This is a genomic window from Streptomyces sp. YIM S03343 (assembly GCF_054729195.1).
Map to the genome: position 1 here is coordinate 6,321,742 of NZ_JBPUKX010000001.1, position 15,392 is coordinate 6,337,133.

The 15,392-nt window shown below is 70.8% G+C and carries 10 protein-coding genes; 5 read left to right on the plus strand and 5 right to left on the minus strand.

The window, feature by feature from the left end:
- Window positions 1–113 precede the first annotated feature (113 nt).
- The 3 genes from ACSYGN_RS27615 to ACSYGN_RS27625 all read right to left on the minus strand — a co-directional run bounded on the left by ACSYGN_RS27615 (window position 114) and on the right by ACSYGN_RS27625 (window position 3,690).
- Window positions 114–635: a DinB family protein gene (locus ACSYGN_RS27615; RefSeq protein WP_460400189.1), complete on the minus strand. Its 522-nt coding sequence runs from the start codon at window positions 633–635 to the stop codon at window positions 114–116.
- Between the two features lie 127 nt (window positions 636–762).
- Window positions 763–2,871, minus strand: a complete 2,109-nt coding sequence (locus tag ACSYGN_RS27620; RefSeq protein WP_460400191.1) for a molybdopterin oxidoreductase family protein — start codon at window positions 2,869–2,871, stop codon at window positions 763–765.
- Between the two features lie 114 nt (window positions 2,872–2,985).
- Window positions 2,986–3,690 carry a SanA/YdcF family protein gene (locus ACSYGN_RS27625; RefSeq protein WP_460400193.1) on the minus strand — a complete coding sequence of 235 codons (705 nt, stop codon included), beginning with the start codon at window positions 3,688–3,690 and terminating at the stop codon, window positions 2,986–2,988.
- Between the two features lie 277 nt (window positions 3,691–3,967).
- Here ACSYGN_RS27625 and ACSYGN_RS27630 point away from each other — a divergent pair, with 277 nt between their 5' ends.
- The 5 genes from ACSYGN_RS27630 (at window position 3,968) to ACSYGN_RS27650 (ending at window position 11,502) form a co-directional block, all read left to right on the plus strand.
- Window positions 3,968–4,765, plus strand: a complete 798-nt coding sequence (locus ACSYGN_RS27630) for a sirohydrochlorin chelatase (RefSeq protein ID WP_460400195.1) — start codon at window positions 3,968–3,970, stop codon at window positions 4,763–4,765.
- Between the two features lie 180 nt (window positions 4,766–4,945).
- Window positions 4,946–6,346, plus strand: coding sequence for a deoxyguanosinetriphosphate triphosphohydrolase (locus tag ACSYGN_RS27635; RefSeq protein WP_460400197.1), 1,401 nt, complete (start codon window positions 4,946–4,948; stop codon window positions 6,344–6,346).
- Between the two features lie 151 nt (window positions 6,347–6,497).
- Complete coding sequence (locus tag ACSYGN_RS27640; RefSeq protein WP_460400199.1) at window positions 6,498–7,763, plus strand: NAD(P)/FAD-dependent oxidoreductase; 1,266 nt, start codon at window positions 6,498–6,500, stop codon at window positions 7,761–7,763.
- 300 nt (window positions 7,764–8,063) lie between these two features.
- Window positions 8,064–9,986 (plus strand): DNA primase, encoded by a 1,923-nt coding sequence (gene dnaG, locus ACSYGN_RS27645; protein ID WP_460400201.1) that lies wholly within the window; start codon window positions 8,064–8,066, stop codon window positions 9,984–9,986.
- Window positions 9,987–10,242: 256 nt separating this feature from the next.
- A complete protein-coding gene (locus ACSYGN_RS27650) occupies window positions 10,243–11,502 on the plus strand; it encodes an RNA polymerase sigma factor (protein WP_460400203.1) in 1,260 nt (419 codons plus the stop codon).
- Between the two features lie 160 nt (window positions 11,503–11,662).
- On the opposite strand, the gene ACSYGN_RS27655 is transcribed toward ACSYGN_RS27650, so the two are convergent.
- Window positions 11,663–13,591, minus strand: coding sequence for an ABC transporter ATP-binding protein (locus ACSYGN_RS27655; RefSeq protein ID WP_460400205.1), 1,929 nt, complete (start codon window positions 13,589–13,591; stop codon window positions 11,663–11,665).
- Complete coding sequence (locus ACSYGN_RS27660; RefSeq protein WP_460400207.1) at window positions 13,591–15,324, minus strand: ABC transporter ATP-binding protein; 1,734 nt, start codon at window positions 15,322–15,324, stop codon at window positions 13,591–13,593. Before ACSYGN_RS27660 ends, ACSYGN_RS27655 begins: the two co-directional genes overlap by 1 nt.
- Between the last annotated feature and the right edge of the window lie 68 nt (window positions 15,325–15,392).

Sequence of the window (15,392 nt, forward strand, 5' to 3'; positions counted from 1 at the left end):
CTGCTGCACCCCGGCGGAATCCTCCGCCGATCCCGCGCTCACCGTCACCGAGGCCAAGACAGCCTCCGGATGCGGCTGCCGGAGCTGACCCCGCGGAGCAGTCCTCGGCACGGTCAGGACACCGCGCCCAGGGTCAGCTGGGCGCGGTGGAAGTCGAAGTGCCGGGTGGGATACCGGTAGACGTCCTCAAGGGTCATCGCCTCCTTGAAGAACGGATCCCACCGCACCGGGAAGTGCATCGTGCGCGCCAGCCTCGTGTCCGGCTCCGCGTCCAGGCGGCGGGACAGGGCCGCAAGGGTGCGATCGAACTTCGCACCCATGCGGCGGTGGTTGTAGACCCGGGCGCCCGCCACGGCACCCCAGTAGTTGATCACGTCGAACAGACGCGTCGAGGCATCCAGCAGCCGTGCCCAAGCGCGGCTCGCCCCCGGCGGAAGACGACCGAACAAGCGCACCAGGGGAAGCAGCGCCAGGACGACGACATAGCCGAACACCATGTGGTACAGCAGCTGCTCGTTGGTCCAACGGGTTCCGTTGCTCCGACGGCGCAAGTCGTCGGCGCTCGCCGAGTCCAGCAGTCGGTGAAAGGTTGCGCTGGTGTGCCGCAGCTCTGTATGAACGACTTCCCGGTCCATCGTTCCCTCCCAGGCGCGGCCACGGGCCCCACTGGCCCCATTGTGACCCTCGCCGAGGCGCTCGGCACCAGATCCCATCACGCGTGGTTCGGGACGGGCCTGAGCCGCAGCAACCTCCGCCGAACTGCTACCGCTCCACCACCTCCACCCGCACCGCGCACGCCTTGAACTCCGGCATCCTCGATGTCGGGTCCAGCGCCGGGTTGGTCAGCGTGTTCGCTCGGCCCTCGCCCGGCCAATGGAACGGCATGAACACCGTGTCCGGGCGGATGCCCGGGGTGATGCGGGCGGGGGCTACTGCCCTGCCGCGTCGCGACACCACCGCCACCGGGTCGGCCTCCTCCACCCCCAGCCGCGCCGCAAGCCTCGGGTGCAGCTCCACGAACGGGCCCGGCGCCGCCGCGTTCAGTTCGGGCACGCGGCGAGTCTGCGCGCCGGACTGGTACTGGGCCACCACCCTCCCCGTCGTCAGCAGCAGTGGGTACTCGGCGTCCGGCTCCTCCGCCAGCGGGCGGTGTGAGACGGCGGTGAAGCGGGCCCGGCCGTCCGGGGTCGCGAAACGGTCCAGGAACAGGCGGGGGGTGCCCGCAGCCCCGTCACAGCCCGCTTCCGCCTCCGGTGCCGGGCAAGGCCAGAACACGCCCTCTCCCGCCGCCAGTTGCCGGTATGTGATCCCCGAGTAGTCTGCCGGGCCGCCCGCGCTCGCCCTCCGCAGCTCCTCGAAGACCTCCTCCGGGTCCGTCGGGAACTTCTTCTCCAAGTTCTCGTCGCCGCCCAGCCGTTCCGCCAAGCCGTGCAGTACCTCCAGGTCGCTGCGTACGCCCTCGGGCGGGCTGATCGCGCGGCGGCGCAGCAGTACCCTGCCCTCCAGGTTGGTCGTCGTGCCCGTCTCCTCCGCCCACTGCGTGACCGGCAGGACCACGTCCGCCAGCTCCGCCGTCTCCGACAGCACCACGTCCGCCACCGCCAGGAAGTCCAACGAGCGGAGACGGGACTCCACATGGGCCGCGCGGGGCGCCGACACCACCGGGTTGGAGCCCATCAGCAGCAGTGCGCGGATGTCCGTGCCGAGGGCGTCGAGGAGTTCGTAGGCGCTGCGGCCCGGGCCGGGGAGGGAGTCCGGGTCTACGCCCCATACCTCCGCCACGTGACGCCTCGCCTCCGGGTCCGTCAGCTTGCGGTAGCCCGGCAACTGGTCGGCCTTCTGACCGTGTTCGCGTCCGCCCTGTCCGTTGCCCTGCCCGGTCAGACAGCCGTACCCGGACAGCGGACGGCCCGCCCGGCCCGTGGCCAGGCACAGGTTGATCCACGCCCCCACGGTGTCCGTGCCCTTGGACTGCTGCTCCGGTCCGCGTGCCGTGAGGACCATCGCGGACGTCGGTTCGCAGAACAGCCGTACCGTCTCGCGGAGTTGTGGGACCGGCACGCCGGTGATGCGCTCCACGTACTCCGGCCAGTGCGCCATCGCCGCCGCCCGCGCCTCCTCCCAACCCGTGGTGCGCTCGCTGATGTAGGCCTCGTCCGTGCGGCCTTCGGCGACGATCAGGTGCAACAGGCCCAGTGCGAGGGCCAGATCGGTGCCGGGGCGGGGTGCGAGATGGAGGTCCGCGCCCTCCGCGGTCTTCGTACGGCGCGGGTCTACGACGATCAACGTGCCGCCGTTCGCCTGGAGTTCGGACAGGTAGCGCAACGCCGGTGGCATCGTCTCCGCGAGGTTGGAGCCGACCAGGATCACACAACCCGTCCTCGGGATGTCCGAGAGAGGGAACGGCAGGCCGCGGTCCAGGCCGAACGCCTTCGTACCTGCCGCCGCAGCCGAGGACATGCAGAAACGGCCGTTGTAGTCGATCTGCGAGGTGCCGAGGGCCACCCGCGCGAACTTGCCCAGCGTGTACGCCTTTTCATTGGTCAGGCCGCCTCCGCCGAACACCCCGAGTGCGTCCGCGCCGTACTCCGAGCGGATCGAGGCCATCGCCGCCGCGATCCGGTCCAGCGCTTCCTCCCACGAAGCCGGGACCAGGGTGCCGCCGCCCGACCGCACCAGCGGCGACGTCAGCCGCACCCGCGACGACAGCACCGCCGGAGCCGTACGGCCCTTGCCGCACAGCGCGCCCCGGTTCACCGGGAAGTCCGCCCGCTCGGTCACCTCGACCGACCCGTCGGCGGTCGGCGTCAGATTCATCCCGCACTGCAGGGCGCAGTACGGGCAGTGCGTGGGCGTCGCGGAGTTCTGCATGCCGTTCAGCGTGCTTCGGGCGTGTTACGTGGCGTGACGACGCTTTGTTACGCGGCAGCGAAGCCGACCTCCCCGCCGCCGGGCGGGCGCGGTGAGGTGGGCACGCGCCCCTGGTCAGCGGCCGTCGGCCAGTGCCCTGGTCACTCCCGTTTCCTTGGGGCCGAGGAACTGCGGGTCCGGGTGGAACAGCGCGTCCAGCGCCGCCTTGCCCGCCGCAAGCACCTCGCGGGTGCCGCCGTAGTACCAGGTCGCGTCGTGCTTGGCGTCCACCCCCACGCCGTACGACGTCACGCCCGCCGCCTCGCACAGCGCCACCGCACGCCGGATGTGGAAGCCCTGGCTGATCAGGACCGCACGGTTCACGCCGAAGATCTTCTTCGCGCGTACGCAGGAGTCCCAGGTGTCGAAACCGGCGTAGTCGCTCACGATCCGGTCGTCCGGCACGCCGTGCTTCCGTAGATACACGCGCATCGCGTCCGGCTCGTCGTAGTCCTTGCGGCTGTTGTCGCCGGTGACCAGGAGGACCTTGACGCGCCCGGTGCGGTACAGCTTCGCCGCCGCGTCCAAGCGGTGGGCGAGGTACGGCGACGGCTCGCCCTTCCACAGTCCCGCGCCGAAGACCACCGCCACATCGGTGCGCGGCACGTCGGCCGTGGTGCGCAGCCGGTCGCCCGTCGAGACGTACAGCCATGTCGACGGGAGCAGCGCCAGTACACATCCGGCCATCACGGCCTGCGCCGCCCGCCGCTGCCCGGTGCGGGTGCGCGGCAGACGCAGCCAACTCGGCAACCATGCCGGGCGGCGGATGTGGATCTTCATATGGTGCCCCTCGGTCGGTCCGTCGGCCCGTCGGTCGGTCGGCTGCCCGGCCCGTGGGAACGACGTAGCGTCGTAACGTCGTATCGTCGTATCGGTCGCCCTCGGTCAAAGAGGACGCAGCTCATGGCGATCCGGTTGGCGGGCGTGCGTATCAACCCTGTGACACCGTGGCAGGGGCACGCACCTCACACCCACCGCCCCACCACCGTGAACTCCCCGAAAATACCCGTCACTGCCATGCAACGGCTGTGCAATGTCTGCTCGCGAGGATCCCTCCATGACGGCCTCGAAGCCCCCCCGCGGCCTCGCCGCCCTCGACGGCAGGCGGCGTCCCGGACCGGTCGGACCGCCCCCGCTGGTCCTCGTGGCGCACGGCAGCCGCGACCCCCGCGCGCTGGTCACCGTCCGTGCCCTCCAGGAGCGGGTCCGCGAGCAGTGGCCCGGGCCGGCCGTGCACCTCGGGCACATCGAGCTGAACGCACCCCTGTTGCCGGAGACGCTTGCCGCGCTCGACACGCCGTCGGTCGCCGAGGCTGTTCTCGTTCCGCTGCTGTTCAGCCGCGGTTACCACGTCAAGCACGACATCCCGGAGATGGCCGCCGAGGCGCGCATACGCGCGCGCGTGGCCGCACCGCTCGGACCGCACCCCCTGCTCGCCGAGACCCTGCACGCACGGCTCACCGAGGCCGGCTGGCCCACCCGGATGACCGATGACGAGCGCCGGGTCAGCGCTGTCGTGCTCGCCGCGGCCGGGTCGCGCGACCCGGAGTCCGCCACCGGCACCCGCCGTACCGCACGGCTGCTCGCCGACCGCCTCGGTGTCCCCGTCGTCCCCGCCTACGCCTCCGCCGCCTCGCCCACCGTCCCCGAGGCCCTGCGGGAGCTGGCCGCCCGCGGGCGCAGCCGGGTCGCCGTCGCCTCCTGCTTCACCGCGCCCGGCCGGTTCGCCACCCAGTGCGCCGAGGCCGCCCCCTGGATCGCCGCCGCGCCGCTCGGCGACCACTCGGCCATGGCCCGCCTGGTCCTGCACCGCTACGACCAGGCACTGGCCGCCACTGCCACCTCAGCGGCCTGAGCGGGCCCTCTGGGAACGGCGGTCCGAAAACCTGCGGCGGCCTCCGAAAGCTGCGGCGGCGCAAAACCGGTCGCGGCCTGAGAACGGGCGGCCTGAAATCGCCGTGACACGCCGGGCGACGCCGCAACTCCACCCCCGCCGTGCCCCCGATTGTCACTGCCGACGCTTACTGTCGTAGACATGGAAGGCACCACACCCGCCCTCGGCCGTCACGAACCCGCACCGGAGACCCCCGCACACCGCCCCGTCGACCCTGCCCGCCCCGTCGACCCTGCTCACCCCGCCGACCCCTCCGGCTCCGCGTACGACGCGTCGGCCGCCGAGCGGTGGGCTCCCGAACCCGACAAGCGTCCCGGTCGCACCGCCTTCCAGCGTGACCGTGCGCGTGTGCTGCACTCCGCCGCCTTGCGGCGCCTGGCGGGCAAGACGCAGGTGGTGGCCCCCGGCGCCGCCGGTCTGGGCTGGGACACGAGTCCCCGCACCCGGCTCACCCATTCCCTGGAGTGCGCCCAGGTCGGCCGTGAGCTGGGCGCCGCCCTGGGCTGCGACCCTGACCTGGTCGAGGCGGCCTGCCTCTCCCACGACCTGGGCCATCCGCCCTTCGGGCACAACGGCGAGCAGGCGCTCAACGAGCTGGCCCAGGACTGCGGCGGCTTCGAGGGCAACGCGCAGTCGCTCAGGCTGCTGACCCGTATCGAGCCCAAGCGGTTCACCCCCGAGGGCTCCGTCGGTCTCAACCTCACGCGCGCCGTCCTCGACGCCGCCACCAAGTACCCCTGGCCGCGCGGCGCCCACCCCACCGACCCGCGCTCGGCGAAGTTCGGGGTGTACGAGGACGACCGCCCGGTCTTCGACTGGGTCCGCAAGGAGGCCCCCGGCACCCGCACCTGCTTCGAGGCGCAGGTCATGGACTGGTCGGACGACGTGGCGTACTCGGTGCACGACGTCGAGGACGGTCTGCACGCGGGCCACATCGACCCGGCCTCCCTGCGCGCCGAGCCGGAGCGGCAGGCGGTCTTCGAGGTCGCCGTCGGGCGCTATGTGCCCGCGGGCACCGACCCCGCCGAACTCGCCGCAGCCCTCGACCGCCTCCAGGAACAGGAGTGGTGGCCGCACGGCTACGACGGCTCGGCCGTCGCCCAGGCCCGTCTCAAGGACGCCACCAGCCAGCTCATCGGCCGCTTCTGCCTGGCCGCCGAGGGCGCGACACGCGCGGCGTACGGGAGCGGGCGACTGACGCGGTACGGGGCCGAACTCGTCGTCCCGCGCGCGACCCGCATGGAGTGCGCGGTCCTCAAGGCGGTCGCCGTCCGCTTCGTCATGCAGCGCGCCGAACAGGAACGGCTGCGTGCCGACCAGCGCATAGTGGTCGCCGAACTCGCCGCGGCGCTCACCGCGGGCGCGCCCGAAGGCCTCGACCCCCAATTCCGCGCGCTGTTCGACGAGGCGCCCGACGACAGCGCGCGCAAACGTGTGATCGTGGATCAGATAGCGTCTCTCACGGACGCGTCGGCGCGTTCGATGCACGCCCGCCTGACACACCTGACACAACGGAAGTCGAGATCCACGCAAGGGGCCTGACGGGGCGTACCCCGGGGCCGGACAGGGCCTCTGCGAACGAAGAAGAGCCCGAATGTAACCCTCCGTGGCCTGATTGGGCCACTCCCTCTTCCCGCATCACGCACCGTGCGGGACGCTCACAGGTGGCGGAACCCTGACGAGGAGGCAACAAGTGGTCGACGCTGATCAGACATTCGTCATCGTCGGAGGAGGTCTGGCCGGAGCCAAGGCGGCCGAGACGCTCCGTGCGGAAGGGTTCAGCGGCCGGGTGATACTGATCTGCGACGAGCGCGACCACCCGTACGAGCGGCCGCCGCTGTCCAAGGGCTATCTCCTCGGCAAGGAGGCCCGCGACAGCGTCTACGTCCATGAACTCGCCTGGTACGCGCGCAACGACATCGAACTCCACCTCGGTCAGACCGTCGCCGCCGTCGACCGCTCGGCCCGCACCGTCCGCTTCGGCGACGGCACCATCGTCCGCTACGACAAGCTGCTCATCGCCACCGGTTCCGAGCCGCGCCGCCTCGACATCCCCGGCACCGACCTCGTCGGCGTCCACCATCTGCGCCGCCTCGCCCACGCCGAGCGGCTCAAGAGCGTCCTCGCCTCCCTCGGCCGGGACAACGGGCACCTCGTGATCGCCGGCGCCGGCTGGATCGGCCTGGAGGTCGCGGCGGCGGCCCGGGAGTACGGCGCGGAGGTCACCGTCGTCGAGCCCTCGTCGACCCCGCTGCACGGCGTCCTCGGCCCCGAGCTCGGCACCCTCTTCGCCGACCTGCACCGTGAGCACGGGGTGCGCTTCCACTTCGGCGCCCGGCTCACCGAGATCGTCGGCCAGGACGGCGTGGTCCTCGCCGCCCGCACCGACGACGGCGAGGAGCACCCCGCGCACGACGTGCTCGCCGCGATCGGCGCCGCCCCGCGCACCGGGCTCGCCGAGGCCGCCGGTCTGGAGATCGCCGACCGCGCGCACGGCGGCGGCATCGTCGTCGACGAGTGGCTGCGCACCTCCGACCCCGACATCTACGCCGCCGGTGACGTCGCCGCCTTCCCGCACCCCCTGTTCGGCACCCGGCTGCGCGTCGAGCACTGGGCCAACGCCCTCAACGGCGGCCCCGTCGCGGCCCGCGCGATGCTCGGCAAGGACGTCACCTACGACCGCGTGCCCTACTTCTTCACCGACCAGTACGACCTGGGGATGGAGTACAGCGGCTGGGCGCCCCCGGGGTCGTACGACCAGGTGGTGATCCGCGGGGACGCCGGGAAGCGGGAGTTCATCGCGTTCTGGGTGAAGGAGGGACGCGTGCTGGCCGGGATGAACGTCAACGTGTGGGACGTCACAGAGACCATCCAGAAGCTGATCCGCTCCGCCGCCCCGGTGGACACCGACGCCCTCGCCGACCCGCACGTGCCGCTGGACAGCCTGCTGCAGCCGTAGCCCGCCGGGCGGTCCGCCCAGGGAGCCCGGGGCCCGGGGCCCCGCAGGGGGTACCCCGGGCGCCGCCGTGCGCTCCGGCCCGCCCCGGGGGCGCCTGTTCCGCGGGTCGCCTGTACTACGGACTGCCGGTAGGTGCTACGGGTCGTCTGCGCCGCAGGTCATCCGCCCCGCGGGGCCACCAGGCCGGCGCAGGTCACCCGCCCCGCGGGGATACCAGGGCGACGCAGGTCACCCGCCCGGCGGGTCACCGGGCCCCCGCAGGTCACCGGAGCTGTCGGCGGGCCACCGTAGAATTCACGCGTGGCAGGACGGATCAACGACGAGGACGTGAAGGCGGTCCGGGACGCGGTCCCGATCGACTCCGTGGTGTCCGAGTACCTGCAACTGCGCAACGCGGGCGGCGGCAACCTCAAGGGCCTGTGCCCCTTCCACGACGAGAAATCGCCGTCCTTCCAGGTCAGCCCGAGCAAGGGACTCTTCCACTGCTTCGGCTGCCAGGAGGGCGGCGACACCCTCACTTTCGTGATGAAGGTCGACCACCTCACCTTCTCCGAGGCGGTCGAGCGCCTCGCCGCCCGGGCCGGCATCACCCTGCGTTACGAGGAGGGCGGCTACAACCCCGCCCACCAGCGCGGCGAGCGCATCCGCCTGATCGAGGCCCACAAGATCGCCGCCGACTGGTACGCGGAACAGCTCGCCCTCGCCCCCGAGGCCGAGACCGGCCGCCTCTTCCTCGCCGAGCGCGGCTTCGACCAGGCCGCCGCCGTCCACTTCGGCGTCGGCTACAGCCCCCAGGGCTGGGACCACCTCACCCGCTATCTGCGCGGCAAGGGCTTCACCGACAAGGAACTCCTGCTGTCCGGCCTCGCCCAGGAGGGCCGCCGCGGCCCCATCGACCGCTTCCGCGGCCGGCTGATGTGGCCGATCCGCGACATCGGAGGCGACTTCGTCGGCTTCGGCGCCCGCAAGCTCTACGAGTCCGACAACGGCCCCAAGTACCTCAACACCCCCGAGACCGCCGTCTACAAGAAGTCCCAGGTCCTCTACGGCATCGACCTCGCCAAGGCCAGCATCGCCAAGGCCAGCCGGGCCGTCGTCGTCGAGGGCTACACCGACGTCATGGCCTGCCATCTCGCCGGGGTGACCACCGCCATCGCCACCTGCGGCACCGCGTTCGGCGGCGAGCACATCAAGATCCTGCGCCGGCTGCTCATGGACAACGGCAGCGCCCGCGTCATCTTCACCTTCGACGGCGACGCGGCCGGGCAGAAGGCGGCCCTGCGCGCCTTCGAGGACGACCAGAAGTTCGTCGCCGAGACCTACATCGCCATCGCCCCCGACGGCATGGACCCCTGCGAGCTGCGCCTCGCCAAGGGCGACGAGGCGGTCGCCGACCTCACCGAACCCCGCACCCACCTCTTCGAGTTCGCGCTGCGCCAGATCACCGCGCGCTACGACCTCGACATCCCGGCCGGCCGCGCCGCCGCCCTCGACGAGGCCGCGCCTGTCGTCGCCCGCATCAAGAACAGCGGCGCCCAGCACGAAGCCGCCGTCCAGCTCGCGGGGATGCTCGGCATCCTCGACACGCAGTTCGTCGTCAAGCGGGTCGCCCAGCTGGCCCGGTGGGCCCGTGAGCGGGGCGACGGCCGTCCGGCACCGGGGCGGGGTGCGGGGACTTCGTCGCAGCGGTACGAAGGCGCAGCCTCCGCCTCCGCTCGGCCTGCTGTGCGCGGTCCGGCGCTCCAACTGCGCAACCCCGTCTACGCCACCGAGCGCGAGCTGCTCAAGCTGGCTCTCCAGCGGCCTGAACTGGTCTCCCCGGCCTTTGACGCGTACGGCGTCGACGAGTTCACCGCGGCGCCCTATGCGGCCGTACGGCAGGCGGTGCTGGATGCGGGTGGTGCGGAGTACGGGACGCAGGATCCGCAGGAGTATCTGATGCGGGTGCGGGAGGTCGCTCCGGACGACAGCGTGCGGGCCATGGTCACTGAGCTGGCTGTTGAGGCGATCATGCGGCGTACGGTCGATGAGACGTATGCCGGGGAGCAGTTGGTCGCTGTTCGGCGTCGGGCCGTGGAGCGGCGGATCCGTGAGATCCAGTCTGCGCTGGCCCGGCTCGGGTCTCATGCCGATCCGGCGCAGTTCGCGGCGGTGCAGAACGAGTTGTGGGTGCTGCAGCAGTACGACCAGGCGTTGCGGGGGCAGGGGGCGGCGGCGCTCTGACGGTCCCCTTGGGGGCGGGTGGGGTGCCCCTGGTGCGGGGTGGGGTTTTTCGCCCCCGCCGCCCCTTCCCGTTCCCGTCCCTGGGGGCTCCGCCCCCAGACCCCCTATCGGCCCTTCGGGCCTCGTCCTCAAACGCCGGACGGGCTATGGGGGAAACGGTCTGACCGGGTCCGGTCACTTACCGGACGGGCACGGACGCAAAAAGTCACCGCACGCCCCTCGTGGCGGCTGTGTGTCGTACTCCACACTGGAAGCGGTGCCTGAGTCCTCGGAGCGCGGCCGGTTCGTCACCCACGGGTCCCGCACCACCGCGGATCCGCTCATCGAGTACGGGACGGACAGCGGCATGGCCGCCGACTCCGCCCTCGAAGCAGCGCTGCCGCACGCCTCAGCAGCGATCACCCTGGAGGTCGCCCCCGTGCAGACCCAGACCCTGACCCACGCCCTCACCCATGCCGACAAGGCGCCGCCGGGCGTGCCGTCGCAGAACCGCGCCGCCCACCACCCCGAGACGGTGCCGGAGCCGCAGGAGCCGCCCGCCGAGGCGCTGGAGGACACGCCCGAAGCCGTCGAGCCGCCGCCCGCCCGGGTCACCGAGACCGCCGGGCCCTCCTCGGACCTGTTCCGGCAGTATCTGCGTGAGATCGGCCGCGTCTCGCTGCTCACCGCCGTCGAGGAGGTCGAGCTCGCCCGGCGCGTCGAGGCCGGACTGTTCGCCGAGGAGAAGCTCGGCAGCACCCCCGACCTGGACAGCGAGCTGGCGCTCGACCTGGACCGGCTGGTCGTCATGGGGCGGATGGCCAAACGGCGGCTCATCGAGGCCAATCTGCGGCTCGTCGTGTCCGTGGCGAAGCGGTACGTCGGACGTGGGCTCACCATGCTCGACCTCGTCCAGGAGGGCAACCTCGGGCTCATCCGCGCCGTCGAGAAGTTCGACTACGCCCGCGGCTACAAGTTCTCCACCTACGCCACCTGGTGGATCCGCCAGGCGATGTCCCGCGCCCTCGCCGACCAGGCCCGCACCATCCGCGTTCCCGTCCATGTCGTCGAGCTCATCAACCGTGTCGTCCGCGTCCAGCGCCGGATGCTCCAGGAACGCGGCTACGAGCCCAGCGCCGACGAGGTCGCCGCCCATCTCGACCTGTCCCCGGAGCGGGTCGGCGAGGTGCTGCGCCTGGCCCAGGAGCCGGTGTCGCTGCACGCCCCGGTCGGTGAGGAGGACGATGTCGCGCTCGGCGACCTCATCGAGGACGGCGACGCCGCGAGCCCCGTCGAGTCGGCGGCGTTCCTGCTGCTGAGGGAGCATCTGGAGGCGGTGCTCTCCACGCTCGGCGAACGCGAGCGCAAGGTCGTGCAGCTGCGCTACGGCCTCGTCGACGGCCGCCCGCGCACCCTGGAGGAGATCGGCCGCATCTTCGGCGTGACACGCGAGCGGATACGGCAGATCGAGTCGAAGACGCTCAACAAGCTCCGCGACCACGCCTTCGCGGACCAGTTGCGGGGGTATCTGGATTGAGGTCCGCCTGAGGTCCGCCTGAGGTCCGCCTGAGGCCCGTCTGAGGCCCGTCTGAGGCCCGTCTGAGATCTGCCGACCGGTCGCGGGGCCGGCCGGAACGCGACGGGGGCCGCTGGTCAGCGGCCCCCGACACCTCAGCGGTATCCGTGCGTCCGTCCGTTCAGTCGACCTCCGCGACCGCCTGGGCGAACTGGGCCTTGTAGAGGCGTGCGTAGGCGCCGTCGGCGGACAGCAGGTCCTCGTGGGCGCCCTGTTCGACGATCGCGCCGTTCTCCATCACCAGGATGGTGTCCGCGTCCCGGATCGTGGAGAGCCGGTGGGCGATCACGAACGACGTGCGCCCGTGGGCCAGTTTGGCCATCGCCTTCTGGATCAGCACCTCGGTACGGGTGTCGACGGAGCTGGTGGCCTCGTCGAGGACCAGGATCACCGGGTCGGACAGGAACGCCCGCGCGATGGTGATCAGCTGTTTCTCACCGGCGCTCACCCCGGAGCCCTCGTCGTCGATCACCGTGTCGTAACCGTCCGGCAGGGTGCGGATGAAACGGTCGGCCAGCGCAGCCCGCGCCGCCTCCTCGATCTCCCCGCGGGTGACGTCGCGCGAGGCGCCGTAGGCGATGTTCTCCGCGATGGTGCCGCCGAACAGCCAGGTGTCCTGGAGCACCATTCCTATTCCGGCACGGAGTTCGTCCCGGGACATCCTCGCGATGTCGACGCCGTCGAGCGTGATGCGGCCGCCCGAGACGTCGTAGAACCGCATCAGCAGATTGACCAGCGTGGTCTTGCCCGCGCCGGTCGGACCGACGATCGCGACCGTGTGTCCCGGTTCCGCCTTCAGCGACAGGTCGTCGATCAGCGGCTTGTCGGGGTCGTAGCGGAAGGAGATGTTCTCCAGCTCCACCAGGCCGCGCAGTTCGGCCGGACGCTCGCCGGGCAGCGGGTCCGCCTCCTGCTCCTCGGCGTCCAGCAGTTCGAAGATCCGCTCCGCCGACGCCACACCCGACTGCACCAGGTTCGCCATCGAGGCGACCTGCGTCAGCGGCATCGAGAACTGCCGCGAGTACTGGATGAACGCCTGGACATCACCGATCGACAGCGCGCCCGACGCCACGCGCAGACCGCCGACGACCGCGACGAGGACGTAGTTCAGGTTCGACACGAACATCATCAGCGGCTGCATGATCCCGCTGTTGAACTGCGCCTTGAACCCGGCCTCGTAGAGCGCGTCGTTCTGCTCGGCGAACTGCTTCGCCGACTCCTCCTGACGGCCGAACACCTTCACCAGCGTGTGGCCGGTGTACATCTCCTCGATGTGCGCGTTCAGCTTGCCGGTCGAACGCCACTGCTGCACGAAGTGCGGCTGTGAGCGCTTGCCGACCCGCATGGCCACGATGAACGACAGCGGCACCGTGATGAGCGCGACCAGGGCCAGCAGCCACGACACCCAGAACATCATCACGAGCACACCGATGATGGTCAGCAGCGAGTTGATGAGCTGGCCCATCGACTGCTGGAGCGTCTGCCCGATGTTGTCGATGTCGTTGGTGGCGCGGCTGAGCACCTCACCGCGCTGGCGCCTGTCGAAGTACGACAGCGGCAGCCGCGACAGCTTCGCCTGGACGTCCTGGCGCATCCGGTACATCGTGCGGTTGACGGACCGGTTCACCAGGCGGGTCGCCACCGCCATCAGCACGCCGGCGGCGAGGAACGCGGCCGTCGCGAGCAGCAGCACATTGCCGACCGCGCCGAAGTCGATGCCCTTGCCCGGGGTGAAGTCGGTGCCCTTGAGCATGTCGGCGACCGCGCCCTGGCCGCGCTGGTGCATCGACTGGAGGACCTGCTCCTTGGTCAGCCCCGCCGGCATCCGGCGGCCGATGATCCCGCCGAACACCAGGTCGGTGGCGTTGCCGAGGATCTTCGGGCCGATCACGCTCAGGGTGACGCTCACCACGACGCACAGCAGCAGCAGGCCGATGACGGCGCGTTCCGGCTTGAAGTTGCCGATCAGCCGCTTGCTGGAGTTCTTGAAGTCGATCGAGCGGTTCTCCGGGCCGCCCCCGGACATCATCCGCCCCATGGGCCCTGCCATCAGGCGGCCTCCGCTTCCGTCAGCTGGGAGAGCACGATCTCCCGGTATGTCTCGTTGTCCGCCATCAGTTCGTGATGGCGTCCGGTGCCGACGACCCGGCCTTCGTCCAGGACGATGATCCGATCGGCGTCCCGGATGGTCGCCACGCGCTGCGCGACGATCACCACGGTCCCCTCCGCGGTCTCCCGGCCCACCGCGGCGCGCAGGGCGGCGTCGGTGGCGTAGTCCAGGGCGGAGAAGGAGTCGTCGAAGAGGTAGATCTCCGGGTTCTGCACCAGGGTGCGGGCGATGGCGAGGCGCTGGCGCTGACCGCCGGAGACATTCGTCCCGCCCTGCGCGATGGGCGCGTTCAGCCCGCCCTCCAGCTCGCTGACGAAGTTCCTGGCCTGCGCCACTTCCAGCGCGTGCCACAGTTCCTCGTCGGTGGCGTCCGGGCTGCCGTAGCGCAGGTTCGTCGCCACGGTCCCGGCGAAGAGATACGGCTTCTGCGGCACCATGCCGACCGTCTTGGCGAGCAGCTTCGGGTCCACGTCGGCCACGTCCACGCCGTCGACCAGCACCTGGCCCTCGGTGGTGTCGAACAGCCGGGGCACCAGGCCCAGCAGTGTGGACTTGCCGCTGCCGGTCGAGCCGATCACCGCGGTCGTCTCACCGGGCCGGGCCACCAGGTCCACCGACTTCAGCACCGGCTCCTCGGCACCCGGGTAGCGGAACCCGATGCCCCGCAGTTCCAGATGGCCGTGCCGGCGCAGCTCGGTGACCGGCGCGGACGGCGGCACCACACTGCTCTCGGTGTCGAGGACCTCCTCGATGCGCTCGGCGCAGACCTCGGCGCGCGGCACCATCATGAACATGAAGGTGGCCATCATGACGGACATCACGATCTGCATCAGATAGGCGAGGAACGCGGTGAGGTCGCCGATCTGCATCCCGCCGCTGTCGATGCGATGTGCGCCGAACCACACCACGGCGATCGACGACAGGTTCACCACCGTCATCACTATGGGGAACATCAGCGCGAGCAGCCGGCCGGTCGCCAGCGATATATCCGTCAGTTCGGCGTTGGCCTTACCGAAACGGTCCTTCTCGTAGTCGTCGCGCACAAAGGCGCGGATGACGCGGTTGCCGCTGATCTGCTCGCGCAGCACCCGGTTCACCGTGTCCAGGCGTACCTGCATGGCCCGGAACAGCGGCCGCAGCCTGCGCACGATCAGCGTCACACAGATGGCCAGCACCGGTACGACGGCCACCAGCACCGCCGACAGCGGCACATCCAGGCCGAGCGCCAGCACGATGCCGCCGACGCACATGATCGGCGCTGAGACCATCAGGGTGAACGACATCAGGACCAGCATCTGGACCTGCTGCACATCGTTGGTGGTACGGGTGATCAGGGACGGCGCGCCGAAGTGCCCGACCTCGCGCGACGAGAACGACTGCACCCGGTCGAACACGGCGGCCCGGACGTCCCGGCCCAGCGCCGACGCGGTGCGGGCGCCGTAGTACACGGCCCCCATGTTGCACACCACCTGCGCCAGGGAGATGCCGATCATCAGGGAGCCGTAGGTCAGGATGTATCCGGTATCGCCCTTGACGACACCGTTGTCGATGATGTGCGCGTTCAGCGTGGGCAGATAGAGGGTGGCGCAGGTCTGGAGGAACTGGAGCGCCACCAGCAGAACAATGGGTTTCTTGTAGGGCCTGAGAAAGGTCCGCAGAAGTCGTATGAGCACGCTACTTCTCTCGGAGTCGGCGGCAGGGGCGGTCGGCATGGAGGGGGCGTTTTGATTGCCCTTGGCCC

Coding starts and splice junctions, on each gene's coding strand:
- ACSYGN_RS27620 (WP_460400191.1), bottom strand. CDS start 2,871: ATGCAGAACTCCGCGACGCCCACGCACTGCCCGTACTGCGCCCTGCAG.
- ACSYGN_RS27625 (WP_460400193.1), bottom strand. CDS start 3,690: ATGAAGATCCACATCCGCCGCCCGGCATGGTTGCCGAGTTGGCTGCGT.
- ACSYGN_RS27630 (WP_460400195.1), top strand. CDS start 3,968: ATGACGGCCTCGAAGCCCCCCCGCGGCCTCGCCGCCCTCGACGGCAGG.
- ACSYGN_RS27615 (WP_460400189.1), bottom strand. CDS start 635: ATGGACCGGGAAGTCGTTCATACAGAGCTGCGGCACACCAGCGCAACC.
- ACSYGN_RS27635 (WP_460400197.1), top strand. CDS start 4,946: ATGGAAGGCACCACACCCGCCCTCGGCCGTCACGAACCCGCACCGGAG.
- ACSYGN_RS27655 (WP_460400205.1), bottom strand. CDS start 13,591: ATGGCAGGGCCCATGGGGCGGATGATGTCCGGGGGCGGCCCGGAGAAC.